The following is a 22,751-nucleotide window of genomic DNA, read 5'->3' as shown; positions in this document are numbered from 1 at the left end:
GCGTTGGCGTGTCCCCGGCCGTTCCGCATGCTCACCGGATGATATGCGCACACCACATCGAGGAAGCCGCACAGGCCGGGCCCGTGCTCGTCACGGGCGGCACGAGCGGGATCGGCCTCGCGGTCGCCGAGGCCGTAGCCCGCGCCGGGAGGCCCGTCGTGGTCACCGGGCGTTCAGCGGAACGGTGCCGCACGGCGGGGCACCGGCTCGGGCGTACTCACGGGAACACGCACCTGGCGCTCGTCGCGGACACCACGGAGCCGGAGGCGCTGGCCGAGGCCGTGGGCCTGGCGACGGACCGTTGGGGGCCGGTCACCGGCCTGGTGACGGCAGCCGGACGCCTGGCGCGCGGCTCGGTGCTCGCCCTGACGCCTGACGACTTCCGAGCCGCTCTCGACACCAACGTCATGGGGACGTGGCTGGCGATCCGCGCGGTCCTGCCCGGCATGCTCGACGCCGGTCACGGGCGCATCGTCACGATCGGCTCCGTGCTCGGTTCGACCGGCGCCCCCGAGCGCAGCGGATACGCCGCCACCAAGGGCGCGGTCGCCGCGCTCACCCGGTCGGTGGCCCTTGAGGTCGCCGGAACCGGCGTCACCGTGAACTGCGTCGCCCCCGGCCCCGTGCGTACGCCCATGAACGAGGGCGACACCACCAGCGATGCCGCCGCCCAGGCCGCCTTCACCACCAAGGTGCCGCTGGGCCGGTGGGGCAGGCCCGAGGACATCGCGCACGCGGTGCTCCCCCTGCTCGCCGCCGGATCGGCCTTCACCACCGGTGCGGTGATGCACGTGGACGGCGGATACACCGCCCAGTGAGCCGCCTGGCGGGAGGGGTTCGCTGAGCGGACCGCTGAGCTGGGTCCGCGCCCGGTGCGGTGATGGGCTCGGGACCGTACCCCCCGCATTCGTACGGAAGGACTCGCATGTCACCAGCACCGGAGAGCCGCTACGCGGACGGCGCGGGCATCCGTTACCACTACCACGACCTCGGATCGGGTCCCGACACGGTGTTCCTGCACGGTGGAGGCCCCGGATGCACCGCGTGGAGCGACTTCGGGCCCGTCGCGCCCCTGTTCGCAGCCGACCGGCGCTGTCTGCTCGTCGACATCCACCAGTACGGCAAATCGGAGAAGTCCCGCATCGAGGGCCCGATGTGGGACCACCACGCGGCGAGGACGGTCGGTCTGCTCGACACGCTGGGCGTCGACCGCGCCGACTTCGTGTGCAACTCGTGGGGCGGCACCATCGCCCTCAACCTCGCGGCGAAGTACCCGGACCGTGTCCGCTCCCTCGTCATCACCGGCAGCATGCCCGTCTTCTACGGCCCGCTCGCGCCGCTGCCCGAGAACGGTCACCGCGGCCGAACGGCCCGGGACGTCTACTACGGCGGCGAGGGCCCGACCCGCGAGAAAATGCGGCAGCTCATCACGAAACTGGAGTGGTACGACGGCGCGAAGCTCCCCGAGGAGACACTGACGCTGCGCTACGAGCAGAGCCTCGACGAGGGCGAGCGCGCGCTCGCGGCCATGTCCGACTCGCCGCGCGGCGACTGGCAGGACCTCACCGAGGAGCTGGGCCGGATCAAGGCTCCGACCCTGTTCATGTGGGGCATGCAGGACGCGTTCCTCACCCCGGACTACCCGCTGATGCTCGCTCGCATGGTGCCCGGCGGGAGCCTCCACGTGATGGACCACGCCTCCCACCACCTCCAGGAGGAACGCCCCGAGGCCTACCACTCGGTGGTCAGCGGCTTCCTCGACTCCTGGAACTGAAGCTTTCCCACCCTCCCCGACCGTCTTACGGAGTGCACATGTCCATCTGGACCGAGATCAGCCCCACCCCTTTCCGCGTCGAGTACGTCGACGCCGCCGGCGTCCCCACGCGCACCCTGCGCGCCGGCGACCCGGACGCCCAGGCCGTCGTCTTCCTGCACGGCACCAGCGGCCACCTGGAGGCCTTCGCGCGCAACATCACCGCGCACGCCGCCTACGACCTGCACGCCATCGACATGCTCGGCCACGGCTACACCGGTAAGCCCGACAAGCCGTACGAGATCGCCGACTACGTCACGCACCTCTTCGACTACCTGGACGCCGTCGGCGTCGACAGCGCCCACATCGTCGGCGAGTCCCTGGGCGGCTGGGTCGGCGCCCGCGCCGCCATCGAACACCCCGAGCGGGTGCGCAGCCTCCAGCTCCTCTGCTCCGGCGGCACCGTGGCCAACCCGGAGGTCATGGACCGCATCCGCACCAGCACCAAGAAGGCCGTCACCTCCGACGACATCGACCTGACCCGCAAGCGGATGCGGCTGCTCATGGCCGACGACGCCTCCGCGACCGAGGAACTGGTCGAGGTCCGGCACGCGATCTACCACACCCCGGAGTTCGTCGCGGGCGTCGACAACCTCCTCTCCCTCCAGGACATGGAACGCCGTCAGCGCAACCTGCTGCGCCCCGAGCACCTGGCCCGGATCACCCAGCCGACGCTGGTGGTGTGGGGACGACAGAACCCGTTCGGCGACACCCCCGAGGCGACAGCGCTGCACGAGGGCATCCGCGGTTCACGCCTTGAACTGTTCGAGGACTGCGGGCACTGGCCGCAGCACGAGCAGGCCGAACGCTACAACCCCATCAGCCTCGAGTTCATCGCCAAGGCGGCCGGCTGATGCGGGCCGTACGGTTCCACGCGTGGGGCGCCGCACCGGTCCTCGACGAGGTCCCGGAGCCCGTTCGCGCACCGGGCGAGGTCCTCGTCCAGGTCACGGCGGGCGGCGTCTCGCACCTCGACGTCACCGTCGCCACCGGCGACTTCGAGCTGAAGCCCGCACTGCCGTACGTCGGCGGTGTCGAGGGGGCGGGCACGGTCCTGGAGGCCGACGCCGACTCCGGCCTCGCACCGGGCACGCAGGTCGTGCTGCGCGGTGGCGGCCTGGGCCTCCTGCGCGACGGCACGTGGGCGGAGCGGGTCAGCGTCAAGCGCAAGGCCGTCACCCCGCTCGCGGCTCCACTCGCCCCCTCCGTGGCAGCGAGCTTCTTCGTCCCCGCCACGACCGCGTACGTGGCTCTGCACGACGTCGCCCGGATCGGCCCGGACGAGGACGTCGTCGTGGTCGGCGCCGCCGGCGCGGTGGGCGCGATGGTGGCGCAGCAGGCGCTGGCCGCGGGCGCGCGGGTGACCGGTGTGGTCGGCCGGGAGGACCAGCTGGCCGACGTGCCGAAGGGCGCGGAGGCCGTGACGCTGGAGGACGCGGCGGGTCTCGCCCGGGACCGGTCGGCCTCGCTGCTCGTCGACACGCTCGGCGGCGCCGGCCTTGTCGGCCGCAGCCGGTGGGTGCGGCAGGGCGGACGCGCCGTGGTCATCGGGTACGTGGCGGGCCCGGGCGTGGAGCTTGATCTGCCGAGCTGGCTGCTCGACGAGGTGGCGCTGGTGCCGGTGAACATGATCCGCCAGGAGCGCCGGGCCCGCGAGGTTTCCGGTGACCTGGTCCGGCGGCTCGCTGAGGGTGAACTGCACGTGGCTGTCGAGGAGTTCGCACTGGCGGACGCTTCCACGGCACTCGACGCCCTGCGCGGCGGTCGGGTGCGGGGGCGGGCGGTGCTGCTGCCCGGGTGAAAGCTCGGGCTGTGCGTCGTCGCCCGGGTGAGGGGGCGTGGGAGCCGGTCGGGGTTCCCACGCCCCCGCAACATGCCCATGACCCGCACCCTGCCGGTACGCGCTCTACCCGCACCGGTCCCACGTCTCCCCGGTCACCCCCCGCCCCCGCAGCACGGACTTGCGTACCTTTCCCGTCTCTGTGAGCGGCAACGCCGCGACCACGTCCACATACCGTGGCACCGCGAACGCGGGGAGCTCCGTCGCGCAATGTCTCGCCACCTGCGCCGGGTCGAGCGCGCGGCCGGCGCGCGGGACGACCGCCACCATCACCTCGTCCTCGGCGAGTTCGGACGGGACCGGGAACGCGGCCGCCTCGGCGATGTCGGGATGCGCCTGCAGCGCGACCTCGACCTCGTAGGACGAGATGTTCTCGCCGCGGCGCCGGATGCAGTCCTTGACGCGGTCGACGAAGCGGAACCAGCCGTCGGGCTCGCGCACCACACGGTCCCCGGTGCGGCGCCACGCGCCCGGAGCCGGGGCCGCATAGCCCAGGTAGCCCGTGGCGAAGGCATGTTCCTGGTCGGTGCGGACGACGAGCTCCCCGGGCGTTCCGTCCGGCACGCACGAGAGCTCCGCGTCGACGACCCGCGCCTCGAAGCCTTCGCGCACCGTGCCCATGTAACCGGGGCGGCAGTCCTCGGGTACGGAGCCGATGACCAGGTTGGTCTCCGTGGAACCGAACCCGTCGACGAGGGTCACGCCGAACCGCTCTCGGAACACGTCCCACAGCGCGCCGGGCGTGCCGGGGCCGAGCCCGCGCCAGGCCCGGTGCGCCCGGTCGTCGGGCCCGGGCGGCTGCGCGAGCAGCATCGGCACCATGGCGCCCAGCACATACACGCAGGTGGCCCGAGCCCCGGCGGCACGCGCCCAGTACCTGGACGCGGAGAACCGGCGATCCACGACCACCGAGGCCCCCACGGTCACCGCCTGTGCCAGCGCGTGGAGGGCGTTGGTGTGGAACAGGGGCAGGCACGTGTAGAGGGTGTCGTCGGTGTTCAGCCGCAGTGAGTCGGCCACGTTCCGGCCCCACCAGACGAACTGGGCGTGCGGGCAGCGCACGCCGCGGGAGGGACCGGTGGTGCCGGAGGTGAAGAGGATGGCGGCCGTGTCACCGGGACGGGAGGGGTAGGGGTCGAGCGCACGCGCGACGCCGTGGACGGGCGCCGACGACGAACCCGCCACCCATACCTGTCCCGCGTATCCCACCTCGCCCACACGCGCGGCCAGGTCCTCCTCCACGTAAAGGAACCGCGCTTCCGACTCGTCCAGTGCGTGCCGCAGCAGCCGGCCATGCAGTGCCGTGTTGAGCGGGACCACGACCGCACCGAGCCAGGCGCATCCGAGCACCACATCGACGAGTTCGACGCGATTGGAGAGCAGCGTGGCGACCCGGTCCCCCGGCCGACAGCCTCGGTCCGCCAGCGCGCCGGCCATCGTGGCTGCGGCCGTTCGCGTCTGCGCGTAGGTGCGACGGACGCCGTCGACGGTGAGGAAGGCCCGCTCGCCGTGGTCTGCGGCCGCCGCGTCGACCAGGCCGGGAATTGTCATGCGGTTCATGAACGGATGCTGTTCGCCTGCCTTCGGGTGATCAAGAGCAGTGGTTCGCTGACCGGTCCGCCGCCGCCACGGTCCGCTCACCGGAACAGGTTCATAGGCAGGCGCAGCGTCTCGCCGGATGCTCGTGCCGCAGACCCACTGGAGCTGGAGGTCACGACGAGATGACGACGAGCGAACGTCCCCCCGCGGTGAAGAAGACCGCCGCGAGAGAGTCCACCCCGGCGCGCCGCGGATCCGCCGACAAGATCGGCCGCCAGGACTGGTCGTCCTGGCCCCACTACGACGCGGCGGCGTCAGGCTTCCGCGGCTACTGGTACCCGGTCACCTGGGCGAGCCACATCACCGGCGACCCGAAGCCGTTCACGCTGTGCGGCGAGAAGATCACGCTGATCCGCGACAGCGGAAAGGTGTACGCGCTGCACGATCGCTGCCCGCACCGCGGTGTCCCGCTGTCCGAGGGCGACCAGCAGTTCCCCGGCACTGTCAGCTGCCCGTACCACGGCTGGACCTTCGACCTGCCCACGGGCAAACTGTCCGCGGTCATCACCGACGGTCCCGGCTGCCGTCTCACGGGCAAGCTGGGTGTGCGCACGTACGCCGTCGAGGAGCGCCTCGGCATGGTCTGGGTGTACATGCCGGTCGCCGAGGAGGAACCGCACCCGATCGACGAGCAGCTTCCCGAGGAGCTGGTGTCGAACGCCTTCGTGATGGGCGGCCGCATCGAGCCGCGTGGTGGCAACTGGCGCTTCGCCTGCGAGAACGGCTTCGACGAGGGACACGCCAAGTACCTCCACCGGACGGCCCTGTGGCGGCTGTTCAAACCGATGCCGACGTGGAACATCACCCGGATCGTGCCGAAGGGCCGCTGGATCTACCGCGTCCAGGACGAGGTCTACTGGGAGGCCGACTTCCCGGGCGTGGGCCGCTGGTCCAACAAGCGGTGGTGGAAGAAGCAGCCGCCCGAGGAGACGTTCAACCTCGGCAACACCGGCAAGACCGACGCCGTCGACCCGGTGATCGAGGCGCAGGAGTTCCCGGGCTTCGCGTCCCTGTCGATGCCGGGCGTGCTGCGAATCGCCTACCCCAAGTTCATCCACTACGAGTTCTACGTTCCGGTCGACGCCGACAACCACCAGTACGTCGGCGTGATGGTCAACTTCACCCAGGGCTGGGACACGCTCCGCTTCTACGCCAAGTACCTGGGCGCCGTCCGCTGGCTGTTCCACGGCCAGTTCTCCGGCCAGGACGCCTGGATGGTCGACGTGACCGACGCGCCCCCGGAGAAGCTCTATCGCCCGGACGTGTCCCTGACCTCCTGGCGCAACCTCAGCGAGGAGGAGTACGGCAAGAAGCTCGCTGCCGCCGGCGTCACCGGCCCCGCCACGGACACCACGGAAAGGGAAGCCTGATCATGGCCCGCACTCTGTTGAAGATCCTCTTCGGTGTCGCCGTCGCGGTGGCAGTCCCCCGCGCGAAGAGGCGCTTCGCCCGGACGACGATGACCCAGGTCCACCGGGTCAACCAGTGAGCGGCGGCAACGAGCCCGACGGGCTCTCCGGGCTCGGCGACCGGCGTCGCGCCTGGGTGACGGAGGCATGGCGACATGTCACCGAGGAGCGGCTGCGTGAGCTGATCGTCGGACTGGTCGGCGTCCCGAGCCCGACCGGCGACGAACGCGCCCTCGCCGAACACATCGTGGAAAGCCTCGCATCGGTGGGTCTGCGCGCGGGCTGCCAACCGATCGACGCACGCCAGGCGAACGCGTGGGCGCGGCTCGAAGGCGACGGCACCGGGCCCGATCTGATGCTGTACGCGCCCATCGACACCCTCACCGTGGGTGAGGAGAGCGAGGACGTTCCGTGGATCGGGCCGAAGCTGCGGGAGGACATGCGCCCCGAGGCCACCGTCTACGACGACCTGGTGACCGGCCTCGGCGCCTCCAACCCCAAAGGACACGCGGCCTGCGTCATGATGGCCGCGGAGGCGATCGCGCTGGCCGGCGTGCCGTTGACCGGGGATCTGGTCGCCGCGTTCGGCGCCGGTGGGATGCCGACCAACGCCCGGCCGGGGGGCGCCCGGCTCAACACCGGCCAGGGAGCGGGCTGTTCGTTTCTTCTGGAGCAGGGACTCCACACCGACTACGCGATCATCGCCAAGCCGGGGTGGACCGTGTCGTGGGAGGAGGTCGGTCTGGTCTGGTTCGAGGTGACGGTGCACGGCACCCACACCTACGTGGGCTCGCGCCACCGGCTGCCGTACGACAACGCGATCAGTCGCGCCGGCGACGTCGTACGGCACCTGGAGCGGTGGTTCGCCGAGTACGCGAAGCGGCACACCACCGGCACGGTCGCGCCGCAGGGCATCGTGTCGTCGGTGCGGGGCGGCTGGCCACGTATGGCCGCCGTGACCACGGCGGTCTGCACCTTGCGGGTCGACCTGCGGATCGCCCCGGAGACGACGCCCGTGCAGGCGAAGCGTGAGTTCATCGCGGCCGTGGCGGACCTGAAGCGCGCGATGCCGGGGCTCGACGCCACGGTCGAGATGATCCTCGCCATCCCGGGGACCAGCACCAGCCGGGAGAGCTGGGTCTTCCGCAGCGCGGTCGCCGCATGGGAGGCCCTCGAAGGGCGCCCGCACGAGGTGGTGAACGGCAACAGCGGCGCGACCGATGCCAACATCCTCCGCGGGCGTGGCGTCCCGACGGTCCGTGTCGGCATGCCGAAGGTCGCCCATGCGCCCTTCGACATCGACTTCGCCCGCGGCATGAACACCGTCTCCGTACGGGAGATGCAGAAACTGACCCGCCACCTGATCCGCACGGCGGTCGACACCGTCACCCGTTCACAGGCGGAGTGCGACTCCGCCACGAGGCCGGGGCCCGACGTGGAGCCGGAAGGAGTATCGGCATGAGCGAGATCGTGCTCGGCGTGGGGGCCTCCCACAGCACGCTGATGAACACCCATTGGGAAGAAACCCTCCACAAGGACCGCGCCGAACGCTTCCGCGACGCGCTCCGCGCGGCCCGCGACGAACTGGCCCGCACCCGTCCCGACACAGTCGTCCTCATCGGCTCGAACCACTTCCGCGGTTTCTGGCTCGATCTGATCCCGCCGTTCACGCTCGGCGTGGGGGAATGCATCGCCAGCGGCGAGTCCGGCACTCCCAAGGGGCCCCAGCAGGTGGACGTGCCCCTGGCTCAGCACATCGCCGACTCACTGGTGGAGAGCGGGCGGTTCGATCCGGCGTTCTCCGCCCGGCTTCAGATCGACCACGGACAAACCCACGCCATCCAGTACCTGCTGGACGGGCTGGACGTGCAGATCGTTCCGTTGGTGGTGAACGTCTTCGCCCATCCGCTGCCGACCCTTGAGCGGTGCGACCAGTTGGGCCGCGCCATTCGTGACGCCGTCCTCGCCTTCCCGGGCGACCGGCGCGTCGCCGTGGTCGGCTCGGGTGGACTCTCCCACCGTCTGCCCTGGCCGGACTGGCGCGAACCGCACGGCGAGGACGAGGAGTTCATGGTCGGAGCATGGCTCAACGGCCGCGAGAACTGGCAGGACTACGACGCCCGCCGCCGCGAGATCATCCGGGCCGCCGAGGCTTCCCTCACCCCGGAGTTCGACAACGAGTTCCTCGCCCTTCTCGAGCGCGGCGAGGCGCACCGCCTCACCGGCTGGACGAGCGAGGAACTGGAGAAGGCCGCGGGCAACGGCGCACAGGAACTGCGAACGTGGCTGCTGATGGCCGCGGCCCTCGGCCACGCGCCCGCACGGCGTCTGGCGTACGAGCCGATGCCCGAGTGGCTCACCGGGATGGGCGTCGCGGTCATCGACCCGGCGGACGTGGACGCGGAGCATCCGGCATGAAAGCGCCGGCCGACGTGGCGACGGCCGGTAACCACTCCCCCGCCGGCCCAACGCCCGACGATTGCTCGTTGTCGGCGCACCACGCGGCGTCGAGATCCGCGACCGATACGGAGGAAGCCGAGTCGGTCGGTACCGACCCCATGAACTCCGTACTGGGCAAGGTCCGTCCGATCCTGGAGGCCTTCACCTCCGACGACGCCGCGCTCTCGCTCGCCGAGCTGGTGCGCCGGTCGGGAGCGGCCAAGGCCACCGTGCACCGGCTGGCCCAGGAACTCGTCACCTGGGGGCTTCTGGAACGGGAAGGGTGCGACTACCGGCTCGGCCTGCGTCTGTTCGAGCTCGGGCAACGGGTCCATCGACAGCGGATCCTGCGCGAGGCCGTGCAGCCGTACATGGAGGACCTGCTGCTGATCACCCGGGAGACCATCCACTTCGCCATCCACGACAGCCTGGACGTCGTCTACCTGGACAAGATCTTCCCGCACCGGGGACTGAATGCCGAGTCCCGGGTCGCAGGGCGGCTGCCGCTGTACTGCACGGGCACCGGCAAGGCGATCCTCGCGCACTCGCCGCCGTCACTCTTCGTCGACGTGGTCCGCAACGGTCTCAAGCCGCTCACCCGGCACACGGTGATCTCACCGGGGCGACTCCGCGCCCAGCTGGACCAGATCCGGGATCAGGGCATCGCCCTGGAGTCCGAGGAGATCAGACTCGGATACGCGAGCCTGGCCGTGCCGGTGTTCGCCGGGGGCACCACACTGGTGGGCGCGCTGTCCATCACGGCCCCCACCTACCGGATGGACGCGGCCGGGCACGCGACCGCACTACGGACCGCTGCGCTGGGCATCGGCCGTTCACTGGCCTGAGCGCACCCGGGATGTGCGCTCGCCGGCCCTCGGGTTCACGAAGGGGTCCGTCTGACGGCGGGCCCCTCGCCGTGTCACGTGAGCGCACTCCCTGCCCCACACCGTTCCAAGCGGCCGTCCTGCTCACCGGAACGGATCCGTAGGGGGAACCGCCCCTTCGTTCCTACGCTCACCCCATGAGCCAACTCACCGACGACACCGACGTCCTCACCACCGACGTCCTGATCATCGGCGCCGGTCCGGCGGGCCTCTACGGCGCGTACTGCGCCGGGTTCCGCGGCCTGACCGTCACCGTCATGGACGCTCTGCCGCAGCTCGGCGGGCAGATCAGCGCGATGTACCCCGAGAAGCCGATCTTCGACATCGCCGGCTTCCTGTCCGTGCGAGGCCGCGACCTGGTGGACGGTCTCGTCGCCCAGGCCGAGCCGTACTCCCCGCGCTATCTCCTCGGCCACCGGGCCGCGAAGCTGACGCACGACGCCGACGGCATGCCGGTCGTCCGCAGCGACCAAAGGGCGACGGTGCGGGCCGGGGCCGTCGTCATCACGGGCGGCGTGGGGACGTTCACGCCGCGGGCGCTGCCCGCCGGAGAGGAGTTCCTCGGGCGCGGACTGGAGTACTTCGTGCCGGACCCGTCCGTGCACGCGGACCAGGATGTGGTGGTCGTGGGCGGCGGTGACAGCGCCTTCGACTGGGCGGCCCTCCTCGCGCCGATCGCCCGCTCGGTCACCCTCGTGCACCGCACCGCCCGCTTCCGCGCCCACGCGGCGTCCGTCGGGAAGGTCCGCACCCTCGGCGTGGAGATCGTCACCGACAGCGAGGTGAGCCGGCTCACCGGCGCCGACCGGGTGGAGCAGGCCGAGATCCGGCACCGCACGACCAAGGAGATCCGCCTCGTCCCGGCCGGCACCGTCGTCGCCTCGCTCGGCTTCCTCGCCGACCTCGGCCCCCTGCAGCACTGGGGAATGGACCTCCGGGCGCGGAAGATCGCCGTCGACACCCGTATGGCGACCAATCTGCCGCGGGTCTTCGCGGCGGGCGACATCACCGACTACCCGGGCAAGGTCCGTCTCATCTCGGTCGGCTTCGGCGAGGCGGCCACCGCCGTCAACAACGCTGCCACCGTCATCGATCCGGAGGCGGCCCTGTTCCCCGGGCACTCCACCGAGAAGGAGCACTGAACACACCATGGCGTACGTCATCGGCGCATCCTGCGTCGACATCATGGACCGGTCCTGCATGGAGGAGTGCCCGGTCGACTGCATCTACGAGGGCGAGCGCAAGCTCTACATCAACCCGGTGGAGTGCATCGACTGCGGCGCCTGCGAAGTCGCCTGCCCCGAGCAGGCGATCACGGTGGACCGCAAGGCCGATCCCGACTTCCGCGAGGACAACAGGCGCTTCTTCACGGATATCCTCCCCGGCCGCGACACCGCCCTCGGCTCCCCCGGCGGAGCGACGCCGCTCGGCCCGGTCGGCGTCGACACACCGCTGGTGAGCGCCCGGTGAGCGCCGCGGACGTGGCGAAGGCAGCCGACGCGCTGTTGACGGCCGAGCGTGCGGGTGAGCCCTGTCCCCCCGTACGGTCCCTGCTCCCCGAGAGCGACATCGACACTGCCTACAGAGTTCAGCGCCTCAACGTCGAGCGCGGCCTGTCAGCGGGTCGCCGCATCGCCGGTCGCAAGATCGGACTGACCTCCCCCGCCGTGCAGGCACAGCTCGGTGTGGACCAGCCGGACTTCGGAACGCTCTTCGCCGACATGGCCGTACCCGACGGCGGCACCGTCGCGGCCGGGCGACTCATCCAGCCCAAGGTCGAGGCGGAGGTCGCTCTCGTACTCAAATCAGACCTGCCGCACCGGGAGTGCACGGTGGCGGACGTGATCCGGGCGACCGACTTCGCACTCGCCGCCTTGGAGATCGTCGACAGCCGCAACGCCGACTGGGACATCACCATCGTCGACACCGTCGCTGACAACGCCTCCAGCGGCCTGTACGTGCTCGGCGGCACCCCCGTGCCGCTGTCGGGCCTGGACCTGCGCGCCGTACGGATGACGATGACGCGCGAGGGTGCCGCGGAACCGGTCTCCACGGGCACGGGCGCGGACTGCCTCGGCTCCCCGCTCAACGCCGCCGCCTGGCTCGCCTCGACGCTGGCCGCGGCGGGCGACCCGCTGCGGGCCGGTGACGTGGTGCTCACCGGGGCGCTCGGCCCGATGGCCGCCGCCTCGCCCGGCGACCGTTTCGAGGCCCGGATCAGTCAACTGGGCCGTATCAGCGTGCAGCTCGCAAAGGAGGGACACACCGCATGAGTACCCGCACCAAGGTCGCCGTCATCGGCTCCGGAAACATCGGAACCGACCTGATGATCAAGATCCTCCGGCTGTCCGAGACGCTGGAGATCGCGGCGATGGCCGGCATCGACCCGGACTCCGACGGTCTGGCCCGCGCCCGCCGTCTGAAGGTCGCCACCACCCACGAGGGCGTCGAGGGCCTCATGAAGATGGCGGAGTTCGCGGACGTGGAGTACGTCTTCGACGCGACCTCCGCCGGAGCCCACCGCCACCACGAGGACGTTCTCCGCCCCCTCGGCCGCACCCTCATCGACCTGACCCCGGCGGCCTTCGGCCCGTACGTCGTCCCACCGGTGAACGGCGACGCCCACCTGGCTGCCCCGAACGTCAACATGGTCACCTGCGGCGGCCAGGCCACCATCCCGATCGTCGCCGCGGTCGACGCGGTCACCACGGTCCACTACGGCGAGATCGTCGCCTCGATCTCCTCGCGCTCGGCCGGCCCCGGCACCCGCGCCAACATCGACGAGTTCACGGAGACGACCTCCTCCGCCATCGAACAGGTCGGCGGCGCCGCCCGCGGCAAGGCGATCATCGTCCTCAACCCGGCCGAGCCCCCGTTGATCATGCGGGACACCGTGCACTGTGTCGTCTCCGCCTGCGCCGAGGAGGCCGTCACGGCGTCGGTCGAGGAGATGGTCGGCCGCGTCCAGGCATACGTACCCGGCTACCGCCTCAAGCAGAAAGTGCAGTACGAGACGGTCCGCCCCGGTGACCCACTGCATTCCCTCGCCCCCTCCGGCACCGGCGAGGCGCTGAAGGTGTCCGTCTTCCTCGAAGTCAAGGGCGCCGCGCACTACTTGCCCGCCTACGCCGGGAACCTCGACATCATGACCTCGGCCGCGCTGCGCACCGCCGAGCGCATGGCCGCGCACCACGCGACGGAGGCCGCCAAGTGACCAGTCTCTACGTCCAGGACGTCACCCTGCGGGACGGCATGCACGCCGTCCGCCACCGCTACACCACCGACCAGGCACGCTCCATCGCGGCCGCCCTCGACGCCGCCGGGGTCGCCGCCGTCGAGATCGCGCACGGCGACGGCCTCGCGGGCTCCAGCGTCAACTACGGCGTCGGCGCGCACACCGACTGGGAGTGGATCGAGGCCGTCGTCGACGCCACCACCACGGCCGTCCCCACCACGCTCCTCCTCCCCGGCATCGGCACCATCCACGACCTCAAGCAGGCCCACGCGCTCGGCATCCGCTCGGTGCGCGTCGCCACGCACTGCACCGAGGCCGACATCGCCGCCCAGCACATCGCCGCCGCGCGGGAGCTGGGCATGGACGTCGCCGGATTCCTGATGATGTCCCACATGGCCGAGCCCACCGAGCTCGCCCGCCAGGCCAAGCTGATGGAGTCCTACGGCGCGCACTGCGTCTACGTCACCGACTCCGGCGGCCGCCTCACCATGGACGGTGTACGCGACCGGTTCCGCGCCTACCGCGAAGTCCTCGATCCCGCAACCGAGCTGGGCATTCACGCCCACCACAATCTCGCCCTCGGTGTCGCCAACACGGTCGTGGCCGTGGAGGAGGGCGTCACCCGCGTCGACGCCTCCCTCGCCGGCCAGGGCGCGGGCGCGGGCAACTGCCCCCTCGAAGCCTTCGTCGCGGTCGCGGACCTCCTTGGCTGGAAGCACCACTGCGACCTCTTCCCGCTGATGGACGCCGCAGACGACCTCGTCCGCCCCCTCCAGGACCGCGAAGTGCGCGTGGACCGGGAGACGCTGAGCCTCGGCTACGCGGGCGTCTACTCCAGCTTCCTGCGCCACGCGGAGGCGGCAGCCGCCCGCTACGGCCTGGACACCCGCACCATCCTCGTCGAGGTCGGCCGCCGCGGCATGGTGGGCGGCCAGGAGGACATGATCACGGACATCGCGCTCGACCTGACGGCGCGAGAAGCCAAGTGAGCTACTCGGCAACCCGGTTGAAGGCCGGCGTCCGTATCCCGCCCTGCGACCGCGCCGACCGGATCGTGGCGACGGTGCGCAGGGCGGAGACACTCGGATTCGACAGCCTCACCGGCGAGCCGGAGATTGCGTGGCCCGCTCACCACCATGTGCAGCGGCACCGCGGGCTGCGGGTCGCGCAGCCGGGAGCGGACCGTCCCCCTGCACGCCGACGGCGTGCGTGCAGGGGGTGTTCCTGCAGCACGTCGCTCGTACGCCCCGCCCACCGACCTCATCGAATCCGTCGGCGCCTCGGTGCTGCCGGTCCTGTGACGAAAGCGACTCCCGCATGACGGAAACGAACACGCTGCGGAAGGGCTATGTGCCCAGCCGATTCGGCCAGTTGCACTACGCGGAGACCGGCGACGGCGAGCCCGTACTGCTGCTCCACCAGACGCCCCGCTCCTGGACGGAGTACCTCGACGTGCTCCCCCTGGTCGGTGCCCGGTACCGGGCGATCGCGATGGACACCCTGGGCTACGGGGCGTCCGCGAAGCCCGAGGGGCAGCACACCATCGAACGCTTCGCGGACGGCGTCGGCGACCTGATCGAGGCGCTCGGCCTGCACCACTTCCACCTGGTCGGGCACCACACCGGCGGGGTGGTCGCCGTCGAGGTGGCAGCCCGATTCCAGGACCGCGTGGCAAGCCTCCTCCTTTCGGCGACGTCGTTCGTCGACGACGAGAAGCGGGGCTCCGGCGGGCGCGTCGACCACGTCGACCCCGCGCCGGACGGCACGCACCTGCGGCAGCTGTGGGACAACCGGCGCGGCTTCTACCAGCCGGGCGAGGAGGCGGCCCTGGGCCGGTACGTCATCGACGCGCTGACCGTCCTCGACCGTGTCGAGGAGGGCCACCAGGCGGTACGCCGCTACGCCATGGAACCCCGCCTGCCGAAGATCACCGCGCGCACGCTCGCGGTCTGCGCCCCCGACGACGAATACTCCATGCCATCCCTGGCGAAGTTCGCGGCGGCGATCGGCTGTCCGACCCGAGTGCTGTCCGCCGGACACGCGGCGGCACCGGAGCAGGTGCCGCAGGAGTTCGCCGCTACCGTCCTGGAGTGGGCCGGCCGCGGCTGACCTGGCAGGACGAGCGCGCCCCAGCGGAGGGGACGCCGCATTTCCCCGCAGGCCTGCTGATCGCGAGGGTCGTCGCCACCACGGCGGCGGCCCCGGAGCACGAGCGACGCGTTCGCGAAGGAGCGAGGGAAGCCGTGCCGTGGGCCCTCAGGGCTCCGTGGCCGCGGCGGCCGGCGTCGCGAGCAGTTCCGGGGTGATCAGCAGCGCCGATCCGGCGACGCCCGCAGAGAGCGAGGATCCCGCGACAATAACGCCCGGAAAGTAACCGGATCATCTACTTCGCTCATCAATACCTCCATGAATGGTGCCGGCCGGCGGTGGTTCTGCCCGGGGAGGTCCGCCTTCAGTGCCGACGCTGGGCGGCCATCCACTGCCAGATGTGGGTTCCCTCGGTACTGGGGTCATTGCGGGCGACATAGATCCACGACCAGTGGCCGACGAACCGGTAGCCGTTCCAGTCGACGTGGTCGTAGAGCGTCATCAGCGAGCCGGGGATCACATGGTGCGCGTGGGCGGTGTTGGCCTGCGGGTCCACGGTGAGGTCGTCGTTGGAGGCGACAAGCCAGCTGGGCGTGGTGATCTGCGCCAGCTCGCTGTCGGGGAGCAGCGGGGCGCTCCCGGGCGGGAAGGACGTGACGATGCCGCAGATCGGCACGGAGGCGGCGAACAGATGGGGATGGACGGTGGTCATTTTCATGCTCATGTAGCCACCGTTGCTGCAGCCGGCTACGTAGATCCGGTCGCGGTCGATGTGGTTCGCGCGCGTGACGTCGCTGATGATCTCGTGAATGAGAGGGGCGAAGCGGGGGCCGTCCTCCATCCAATAGGAGGTGCTTTGCGGGGCCACGACATAGGCGCCCTCGAAAATGCGCTGCGCCTCGGGGGTGGCGAAGCCCAGGGCGCCGCGGTTGGCTCGCAGCGTGACTTCGTTGTCGTAGTAGTTGTTCGGCAGTGAGGCGCCCTCACCCCCGCCGTGCAGCCAGACGATCAGCGGGCGCTTGCCGCGTCGCGAGTAGCGGGAATCGGCGGGCGAGTACAGCCGGTACTTCATCCCCGAGCCGGATATGTGGGAGCTGAACGCGTCCACTTCGGGGTCCGAGAGCTGAGGGTTCTGCACGAAGGTGCCGATGGTGATCGACCGGTGATTGCGCAGGGCGATCGGGGCCCGCTGCGTGAGGGTGTAGACGAGGTCGAGCATCACGTTGCGGCCCTCGCTCGCGAGGTAGCCGAGCGTGCTCGCCCCTGACTGGCCTTCGCCATGAGCCAGTTCGAGCACGAGGTTGCCCTCGCGGTCGAGCCGCACAGCGGTCACCGTGCGGTCGAGGTCGTACGCGAGCCTGCTGTCGTCGGGGGTGAGGGCGAACGGGCGGGTGGCCTTGGCGTGCACGCCGAACGTGCCGGTGGTCAGACCGGCCGGGTCGATCGGGCCGAGCCGGGCGGTCTCGAGGGTGATCGAGGTGACTTGTTCGCCACCATCGAGCACCTGGGCGTTCAGGGTGAATCTCACGCTGGTGGGCGCACGGTCGACGGCGTACGCGGCGACGCCGGGCAAAGACAGCATGCCGGCACCGGCGCCGGCGGCCAGGATGGTGCGACGGCTGATGTGTGTTGCCATGCGAACTCCTCAAGGGGTGCGAAGGCTCTGTCGCGGCCTGTGTGCCGAACCGAGCGCGGCCGCCGTCGAGTGGGAGAAGGGTCGGCCTCGTCCGCCCGGAGCTGAGGCGAGAACAGCTCAAGCGGGAGCAGCTGACAGAGGGGTGCTCGAACCAGGGTTCGTCAGGCAGGAAATGCGCTGCCCGACAGCGGATCGTGCTGAACTTCCTGAGAGGCCGGAGCGACGAGGGAGTCATCATGTGACTCGCTCGACAGGGGCGCGACGCTTGTGTTCCGCTCAGCGGACCGCGGCGCGGGAAAAACGAATCTCCGGCAGGTCTTCCTGCCGCCGCTGTCTGCTGCGCCCGCCACGCCGGCAGACGCCGCGCGGCACAGCCCGCATGACCTGGAAAGAACGCCTGGTCTCCTTGGGAGCCCTCTGGGACTTTCCTGGGACTTTCAGCCGCATCAAGGGGCACAGGCGTGAAACAACCGAAAGGTCATTTCCCCAGGTCAAAGGCTAGTGGTCGAACGTTCCCGCAGGTCAGCTGAGCGACTGGTCTCTTCCGGGACATCTGAGGGGCGGGGTGTCGTGCCCCTTGGGGACACGGGGCACGGCACCCCTCAACACGCGACGACCGGTGGCTATACCCTTCTCGGCCTTCCATTGATCACCGCTGTTCTTCATCACCTTGTGCAACGCGTGTGCAAGATGATCTCCAATGGGTGACGACGTATCAGGAACGCCCGATAGCCCGTCACCTTTCACGGACAGTGCTCGCCGGAGGGGCCTCGCAAGGCCCGCACCGACGCTGCCACTGGCGTTCCTGCAAGTCGGAGTCGACTTCGACCAGTTTCGGCCCGGACCTCTACACGTACCGGGCGAACATTCGCCCAGCCGCCTCGGAACCGGCGTCCAGTGACGCGCCACCACTGGAGGACCATCGCGACGCGCATCACGATGTGTCCGAGGACACGGGCCTGCGAGCTTCGCCCCCCGGGGCGTGTCCGGCAGTCGTAGAAGTCGGCCCTGAACCGGAGCAGCACGGTCAGGGGGCAGAGGCCCGTTTCGGTCCGTCCGGAAGAGCTCTCCCTCGTGTCCTCGGGGGAGGCTCCGACGAGCGGGGACCCGACCGCTCAGGCCTGGCGGTGCGATACGACCGTACGGATACGGTCGGGCGGATCCGCGTGTCTCGGCCCACCGGGCCGGAAGGGGCACGTACGGACGCCGCGCCCCCGTACAGAGGTCAGGCCGTACGGAAGTGACGCTCCGCCCGGTCAGTGCCCGCCCGGCTGAAGTCCCCCCGGCTGAAGCCCGGCGTCGCGGGCGAAGAGGGCGGCCTGGACGCGGTTGTCGCAGTCGAGCTTGGCGAGGATGCGGCTGACGTACGTCTTCACCGTGGCCTCGCTCATATGCAGCCGCCGCCCCGCGTCCGCGTTGGAGAGCCCCTCCCCGAGCAGCGCCAGCACCTCGCGCTCCCGGGTGGTGAGCCCGTCGAGCCGGCGCCGCGCGGCCTCCCCGCGCGTGGTGGCCCCAGTGGCGGAGAGCACGTCCGCCACATGCCGGGTGGCCGCGGGTGAGAGATACGCGTTGCCCGCCGCCGCGGCCCGCACCGCCTGGATCAGCTCGTCGGGCGCGGAGTCCTTCAGCAGGAACCCCGCACCGCCGTGGCCGAGCGTCCGCAGTACGTTGTCCCGCTCGCCGAAGGTGGTGAGGATCAGGACCCGTACCTTCGGCGCGGCGCGGCCGAGCTCGACCAGCGCCGTCAGCCCGTCCATCACCGGCATCTGGATGTCCAGCAGCGCCACGTTGACCCCGCCGCCCCGGGCCTTCTCCACCGCCTCGCGGCCGTCCCCGGCCTCGGCGACCACGTCGATGTCGTCGGCCGAGGTGAGGATCATTCTGATGCCGGCCCTGATGAGCGGCTCGTCGTCGGCGACGAGGACCCGGATCACACAACCTCCTGCGCGGTGCCGATCATGACATGGTCAAGGAGAACGGACGGAGTGGCCCCGCCATCATGCCCTGTACGGGCCGACCCGCCGCACGGAGCCCCGCATCACGTCGCCTTGTACGTCTCCTTGGAGACCAACTTCCCGTCCTGGAAGCAGAACCGGAAGACGGTGAGGAAGTCGACCCCCTGGTCGTCCTCGGAGGTGAAGTGTCGGCATGTCGCTCCGTCGGGCAGCCTGGGCCCCTGGTCCGCCAGGTCCGAGGTGAGCCACGAGTCCTCTTCGGGGAGCCTGGCCCGGATGTCCGCCTCGGCGTCCCCGACCTTCGCTTCCTCGTAGACGCCCGGCGAGATGTCCGCCTTCTTCACCTCTTCCGTCATGACGCCGATCCCCCAGACGCCCAGGCCGATGACGCCCGCGACGAGGACGACGGCGGTGACGGCGCAGCCGATGGCGACGCTCTTCCTGGTACTCATAATGGCGGTGAACTCCCTCTGTGGATCGGCCCCGTTGATGACCGTTCCACCGTCGTCCACCGCCCCCGGACCCAGCTGCCCTCGAACGTCGCGAGCCGGTACGACGGAGGTCGCGCCGTACGGCCCCGCGGCCCGGGCACCGTTCCCCGCCCCGTGTCCCCCGAGGTGCCCCGCCCGGCCCTCCGCCCCGCTTCCCGCCCTGCTCTCCTCCCCGTACGGCAGCATCCCCGCGATCCGGAAGCCGCCGTCCTCGGTGGGCCCGGTGTGCACCATGCCGCCGACCCGGCCGACCCGCTCGTGCAGCCCTTTCAGCCCTTGGCCGCCGCTGATCTCCGGCGGCACCTCGGGCGCTCCGCCCGGCACGGGCCCGTTGGTGACCTCCACGACCAGGCTGTCCGGTTCGTACCGCAGGGCAAGGCGTATCGGCGCACCCGGCGCGTGCTTGTGAGCGTTGGTCAGCCCCTCCTGGACGATGCGGTACGCCTCGTGGTCAGCGGCGGGCGCCAACGGCCTCCGGACACCGCTCCGGTCCAGCGACACCGCCGTGCCCGCGCCCCTGGACGACTCGACCAGGCCGTCGATGGCGGCGGTGGTACGGGGCGCGTACGGCACCGAGGCGCCGTCGCCCACCGGCTGCCGCTGGCGCCCCTGGTGTTCCCGGTGCTCCCCGTACTCCCGGTAGGAAATCTCCCCCTGGTTCCCCTGGTGAGACTGATGCCCCTGGTACTGCTGCTCGTTCTGTTGCTCCCCATACTCCGCCTCGTCGTGGAGCACCCCCACCGCCGCCCGCAACTCCGCCATCGCGGTGACGGAGGCGCCCCGGAGGATCCGTACGGCCTCCCGCTGGTTCCCGGTCAGCTCCGGGTCGACCTGGAGGGCGCCCGCGTGCACGGAGATCAGGGCGAGCTGATGGCCGAGGCTGTCGTGCATGTCATGGGCGATGCGGTTGCGCTCCAGCAACCGCGCCTCACGGGCCACCATCGCCTGCTCGCGCCTGAGTTGCTGATTGTTCTGCCACAACGCGTCGAGCAGTCGCCGCCGTTGGTCCCGGTAGCGGCCGACGAGGGCCGGCACCACGGCCAGGGTCAGGAATGTCACGACGTTCCACCCGAGGGTGACGGGCAGCACGGGCGCGGCCCCCGAGGTGATGTCGTGGTACACGCCCGGGACGGTGTGGAGCACACACGCGGCCCCGAACGCGGCGGCCACCCGCCAGGGTTCCGTGATCCGCCGCCCCGCCGACCAGGCGGCGCAGACCAGCAGCACGGAGGCCATGACGCTCCACCCCCCGGCCAGCGGGGCGGAGAGGATGAGGACGGTCGCGGGCAGCGCGTGGCGCGCGGGCGCCAGCAGGGCCATCGCCCCGGCGAGGGGGACGGTCCGCGCGTCGAGCGTGTCCACCCACGCGCCGATGCCCGTGGCGAGCCCGGCGAGGGTGACGGCGAGCACCGCCTCCCCGACGATACGGGCGGGGCTCCAGAGCACACCGCCGCTCAACCGCCGCCGGAGGCCGCGAACGGCGAGCCCGGCGGAACGTACCCGTCGATCTCCCACATCCGTACCTGCCCTCACATCCACATCCACATCCACTTCCCTGTCCGCATACACCGGACCGACGGTAGGACCCCCGGAAGAACGCGTGCATCGGCCGAGCGTCGTGCCACCGTACGACGAAAGTTGACACCTTTCGTCGCCCAGGATCGCGACTTCCGGAGACTGCGCCGGGCCGGTCGTGCGGCCGACGATGGACGGACCGAATCGGGGCCACGCGGACAACGGGAGACGCCACATGGACAGCACGGGCACGGAGTCGAGTGCAGGAACGGGCGCGGAGAAGGACAGGGCCGCCGCCAGCCTCACCAAGGCCACCCCCGCCCCAGTCCCGGCCCCCACCACTGCGGAAGCACCGGACATCCAGTCCCACGACACCTTCGTCATCAAGAAGACACTGAGCCTCACGGCCGGCGAGTACGTGGTGAGCGTGGCCCGGCCGGACGGCTCCGAGGGCCAGCCCGTCGCATACGCACGCGAGAAGCGGCTGTCGCTCAGGGGACAGGTGACCGTCTATACGGACGCGTCCAGGAAGTCCGTTCTCGCCGCCTTCAAGGGCCGCGACCACGAAGTGGGCTACATGTACGACGTGCGGGACGCTTCGGGCCAGTCCTTGGGGTCGTTCTACGAGGACGCGGGCGCGTCCTTCCTCCGCAGGACATGGCAGGTGCGCCAGCCGGGGACGATGAAACTGACCGGCCGCGAGCACAGCCGGGTGGTGGCCTTCGTCCGGTTCATCTGGGAGTTCGTGCCGTATCTCGAATACGTACCGTTCATGTGGCCGTACCGCTTCGAGTACACCGAGAGCGGCAAGCCGCTGATGACCGTCACCAAGAAGCTGGGGCTGCACACCCGGTACGTACTTGAGATCCTCGCGCCCGACATCGACCGCCGCCTCGCCATAGCCCACACGCTGGCTCTGGACGCCCTGGAAGTGGACTGACACGTACATCACTCCCGCTACGGCGATACAAGTCAGGTACGCCACGGACAGCCGTTGCGCGTCGTGTTGCCGACACGCCACGGGCTCGGCGGTCTTGTAGCGGGTCGCGATGCCGCGCCACTGCTTGAGCCGGTTGAAGCACCGTTCCACGACGTCGCGCCGCTTGTGGAGCTGCTTGTCGAAGCTTGGCGGGCGTCCGCCCCGGCTGCCGCGCCGGAGCCGGTTGCGGACCTGGTCGGCCCGCTCGGGGACGGTATGGCCGATGCAGCGACGCCTGAGCCAGGTTCGTATCCCACGGGAGCTGTAGCCCTTGTCGCCCAGCACGTGAGCCGGCCGCACCCGGGGCCGCCCCGGCCCGGGGCGGGGCACCCGGATCGCTTCCATCACGGCGGTGAACTGCGTGCAGTCGTTGGTGTTCCCGCCCGTGAGAGCGAAGGCGAGCGGACGCCCGAAAGCGTCACAGGCCAGGTGAATCTTGCTGGTCAGGCCACCCCGCGAGCGTCCGAGGCATGGGCTGCGGCGTCCCCGGCCGCGTCCACCCGGGCCTGCGCGGCCCGGAGCATCCGCTCGAAGGGGCCGTCCAGGGCCCACCGGCGAAACCGGGTGGCAGCGTCTACCACGGCCCATACCGCTCAGGCACGTCCGGCAAGGCCGTGCCTGTGCGGAACTTGCACACGATCCCGTTGAGCACCCTTCGATCGTCCCACGGCTTCCGCCCCCGCAAGGACGCAGGCAGCAGCGGCCGGACGAACTCCTCTTCCTCATCGGACAGTTCATGGCGACGTATCAAGCGCCCATGAACCACCACTCAAGCTCAATCGAAGACACGACTAGGCCGTTTCGTTCAGATCATCCGATCGTTGGTCTGGTTGTGCCGTTGACTGACGCGCAGTGGGCGCGGATCGAG

General features: G+C 70.6%; 19 protein-coding genes and 1 pseudogene. 15 read left to right on the top strand and 5 right to left on the bottom strand.

Annotated elements, in window-relative coordinates:
• Positions 1–38 precede the first annotated feature (38 nt).
• From Q0994_RS31070 to Q0994_RS31055, 4 genes are all read left to right on the top strand, one after another.
• Entirely contained in the window at positions 39–818 is a 780-nt protein-coding gene (locus Q0994_RS31070; RefSeq protein WP_299541467.1) for an SDR family NAD(P)-dependent oxidoreductase, read from the top strand.
• Between the two features lie 107 nt (positions 819–925).
• The gene (locus Q0994_RS31065; protein ID WP_299541465.1) at positions 926–1,774 is read left to right on the top strand and encodes an alpha/beta fold hydrolase; all 849 of its coding nucleotides are present in this window, start codon (positions 926–928) and stop codon (positions 1,772–1,774) included.
• Between the two features lie 38 nt (positions 1,775–1,812).
• Positions 1,813–2,667: an alpha/beta fold hydrolase gene (locus Q0994_RS31060; RefSeq protein WP_299541463.1), complete on the top strand. Its 855-nt coding sequence runs from the start codon at positions 1,813–1,815 to the stop codon at positions 2,665–2,667.
• Entirely contained in the window at positions 2,667–3,614 is a 948-nt protein-coding gene (locus tag Q0994_RS31055; RefSeq protein ID WP_299541461.1) for an alcohol dehydrogenase catalytic domain-containing protein, read from the top strand. Before Q0994_RS31060 ends, Q0994_RS31055 begins: the two co-directional genes overlap by 1 nt.
• Before the next feature lie 105 nt (positions 3,615–3,719).
• Here the strand turns inward: Q0994_RS31055 and Q0994_RS31050 are convergent, their stop codons facing one another.
• A complete protein-coding gene (locus Q0994_RS31050) occupies positions 3,720–5,213 on the bottom strand; it encodes an AMP-binding protein (protein WP_299541459.1) in 1,494 nt (497 codons plus the stop codon).
• 161 nt (positions 5,214–5,374) lie between these two features.
• Here Q0994_RS31050 and Q0994_RS31045 point away from each other — a divergent pair, with 161 nt between their 5' ends.
• From Q0994_RS31045 to Q0994_RS31000, 10 genes are all read left to right on the top strand, one after another.
• Positions 5,375–6,622 carry a Rieske 2Fe-2S domain-containing protein gene (locus Q0994_RS31045; RefSeq protein WP_299541457.1) on the top strand — a complete coding sequence of 416 codons (1,248 nt, stop codon included), beginning with the start codon at positions 5,375–5,377 and terminating at the stop codon, positions 6,620–6,622.
• A 115-nt stretch (positions 6,623–6,737) separates the two neighbouring features.
• The gene (locus Q0994_RS31040) at positions 6,738–8,123 is read left to right on the top strand and encodes a M20 family metallopeptidase (RefSeq protein ID WP_299541455.1); all 1,386 of its coding nucleotides are present in this window, start codon (positions 6,738–6,740) and stop codon (positions 8,121–8,123) included.
• Positions 8,120–9,079, top strand: a complete 960-nt coding sequence (locus Q0994_RS31035; RefSeq protein WP_299541453.1) for a catechol 1,2-dioxygenase — start codon at positions 8,120–8,122, stop codon at positions 9,077–9,079. Before Q0994_RS31040 ends, Q0994_RS31035 begins: the two co-directional genes overlap by 4 nt.
• Before the next feature lie 140 nt (positions 9,080–9,219).
• Positions 9,220–9,945: an IclR family transcriptional regulator gene (locus tag Q0994_RS31030; protein WP_299541451.1), complete on the top strand. Its 726-nt coding sequence runs from the start codon at positions 9,220–9,222 to the stop codon at positions 9,943–9,945.
• A gap of 176 nt (positions 9,946–10,121) precedes the next feature.
• Positions 10,122–11,126: an NAD(P)/FAD-dependent oxidoreductase gene (locus tag Q0994_RS31025; protein ID WP_299541449.1), complete on the top strand. Its 1,005-nt coding sequence runs from the start codon at positions 10,122–10,124 to the stop codon at positions 11,124–11,126.
• Between the two features lie 7 nt (positions 11,127–11,133).
• The gene (fdxA, locus tag Q0994_RS31020) at positions 11,134–11,454 is read left to right on the top strand and encodes a ferredoxin (RefSeq protein ID WP_299541447.1); all 321 of its coding nucleotides are present in this window, start codon (positions 11,134–11,136) and stop codon (positions 11,452–11,454) included.
• Positions 11,451–12,257, top strand: coding sequence for a 2-keto-4-pentenoate hydratase (locus Q0994_RS31015; RefSeq protein ID WP_299541445.1), 807 nt, complete (start codon positions 11,451–11,453; stop codon positions 12,255–12,257). The genes fdxA and Q0994_RS31015 overlap by 4 nt, the downstream gene beginning before the upstream one ends.
• Complete coding sequence (locus Q0994_RS31010; protein ID WP_299541443.1) at positions 12,254–13,198, top strand: acetaldehyde dehydrogenase (acetylating); 945 nt, start codon at positions 12,254–12,256, stop codon at positions 13,196–13,198. The genes Q0994_RS31015 and Q0994_RS31010 overlap by 4 nt, the downstream gene beginning before the upstream one ends.
• Positions 13,195–14,208, top strand: coding sequence for a 4-hydroxy-2-oxovalerate aldolase (gene dmpG, locus Q0994_RS31005; protein ID WP_299541441.1), 1,014 nt, complete (start codon positions 13,195–13,197; stop codon positions 14,206–14,208). Before Q0994_RS31010 ends, dmpG begins: the two co-directional genes overlap by 4 nt.
• A 328-nt stretch (positions 14,209–14,536) precedes the next feature.
• Positions 14,537–15,328 carry an alpha/beta fold hydrolase gene (locus Q0994_RS31000; protein ID WP_299541439.1) on the top strand — a complete coding sequence of 264 codons (792 nt, stop codon included), beginning with the start codon at positions 14,537–14,539 and terminating at the stop codon, positions 15,326–15,328.
• A 343-nt stretch (positions 15,329–15,671) separates the two neighbouring features.
• Here the strand turns inward: Q0994_RS31000 and Q0994_RS30995 are convergent, their stop codons facing one another.
• The 3 genes from Q0994_RS30995 to Q0994_RS30985 all read right to left on the bottom strand — a co-directional run bounded on the left by Q0994_RS30995 (position 15,672) and on the right by Q0994_RS30985 (position 20,835).
• Positions 15,672–16,943, bottom strand: a complete 1,272-nt coding sequence (locus Q0994_RS30995; protein WP_299541437.1) for a prolyl oligopeptidase family serine peptidase — start codon at positions 16,941–16,943, stop codon at positions 15,672–15,674.
• Between the two features lie 1,256 nt (positions 16,944–18,199).
• Positions 18,200–18,877 carry a response regulator transcription factor gene (locus tag Q0994_RS30990; RefSeq protein ID WP_299541435.1) on the bottom strand — a complete coding sequence of 226 codons (678 nt, stop codon included), beginning with the start codon at positions 18,875–18,877 and terminating at the stop codon, positions 18,200–18,202.
• A 104-nt stretch (positions 18,878–18,981) separates the two neighbouring features.
• A complete protein-coding gene (locus Q0994_RS30985; RefSeq protein ID WP_299541433.1) occupies positions 18,982–20,835 on the bottom strand; it encodes a sensor histidine kinase in 1,854 nt (617 codons plus the stop codon).
• Positions 20,836–21,139: 304 nt separating this feature from the next.
• Here Q0994_RS30985 and Q0994_RS30980 point away from each other — a divergent pair, with 304 nt between their 5' ends.
• Entirely contained in the window at positions 21,140–21,844 is a 705-nt protein-coding gene (locus Q0994_RS30980) for a hypothetical protein (RefSeq protein WP_299541431.1), read from the top strand.
• An 82-nt stretch (positions 21,845–21,926) separates the two neighbouring features.
• On the opposite strand, the pseudogene Q0994_RS30975 reads toward Q0994_RS30980, so the two are convergent.
• Positions 21,927–22,631 (bottom strand): annotated as a pseudogene (locus Q0994_RS30975) (IS5 family transposase); the annotation flags it as partial.
• Between the last annotated feature and the right edge of the window lie 120 nt (positions 22,632–22,751).

Origin of the sequence: uncultured Streptomyces sp., from assembly GCF_947488945.1 — a bacterium.
In the GTDB taxonomy this organism is placed as follows: domain Bacteria; phylum Actinomycetota; class Actinomycetes; order Streptomycetales; family Streptomycetaceae; genus Streptomyces.
The sequence above is the reverse complement of the archived record's forward strand: the minus strand, read 5'-3'. Positions and strand labels throughout refer to the sequence as shown.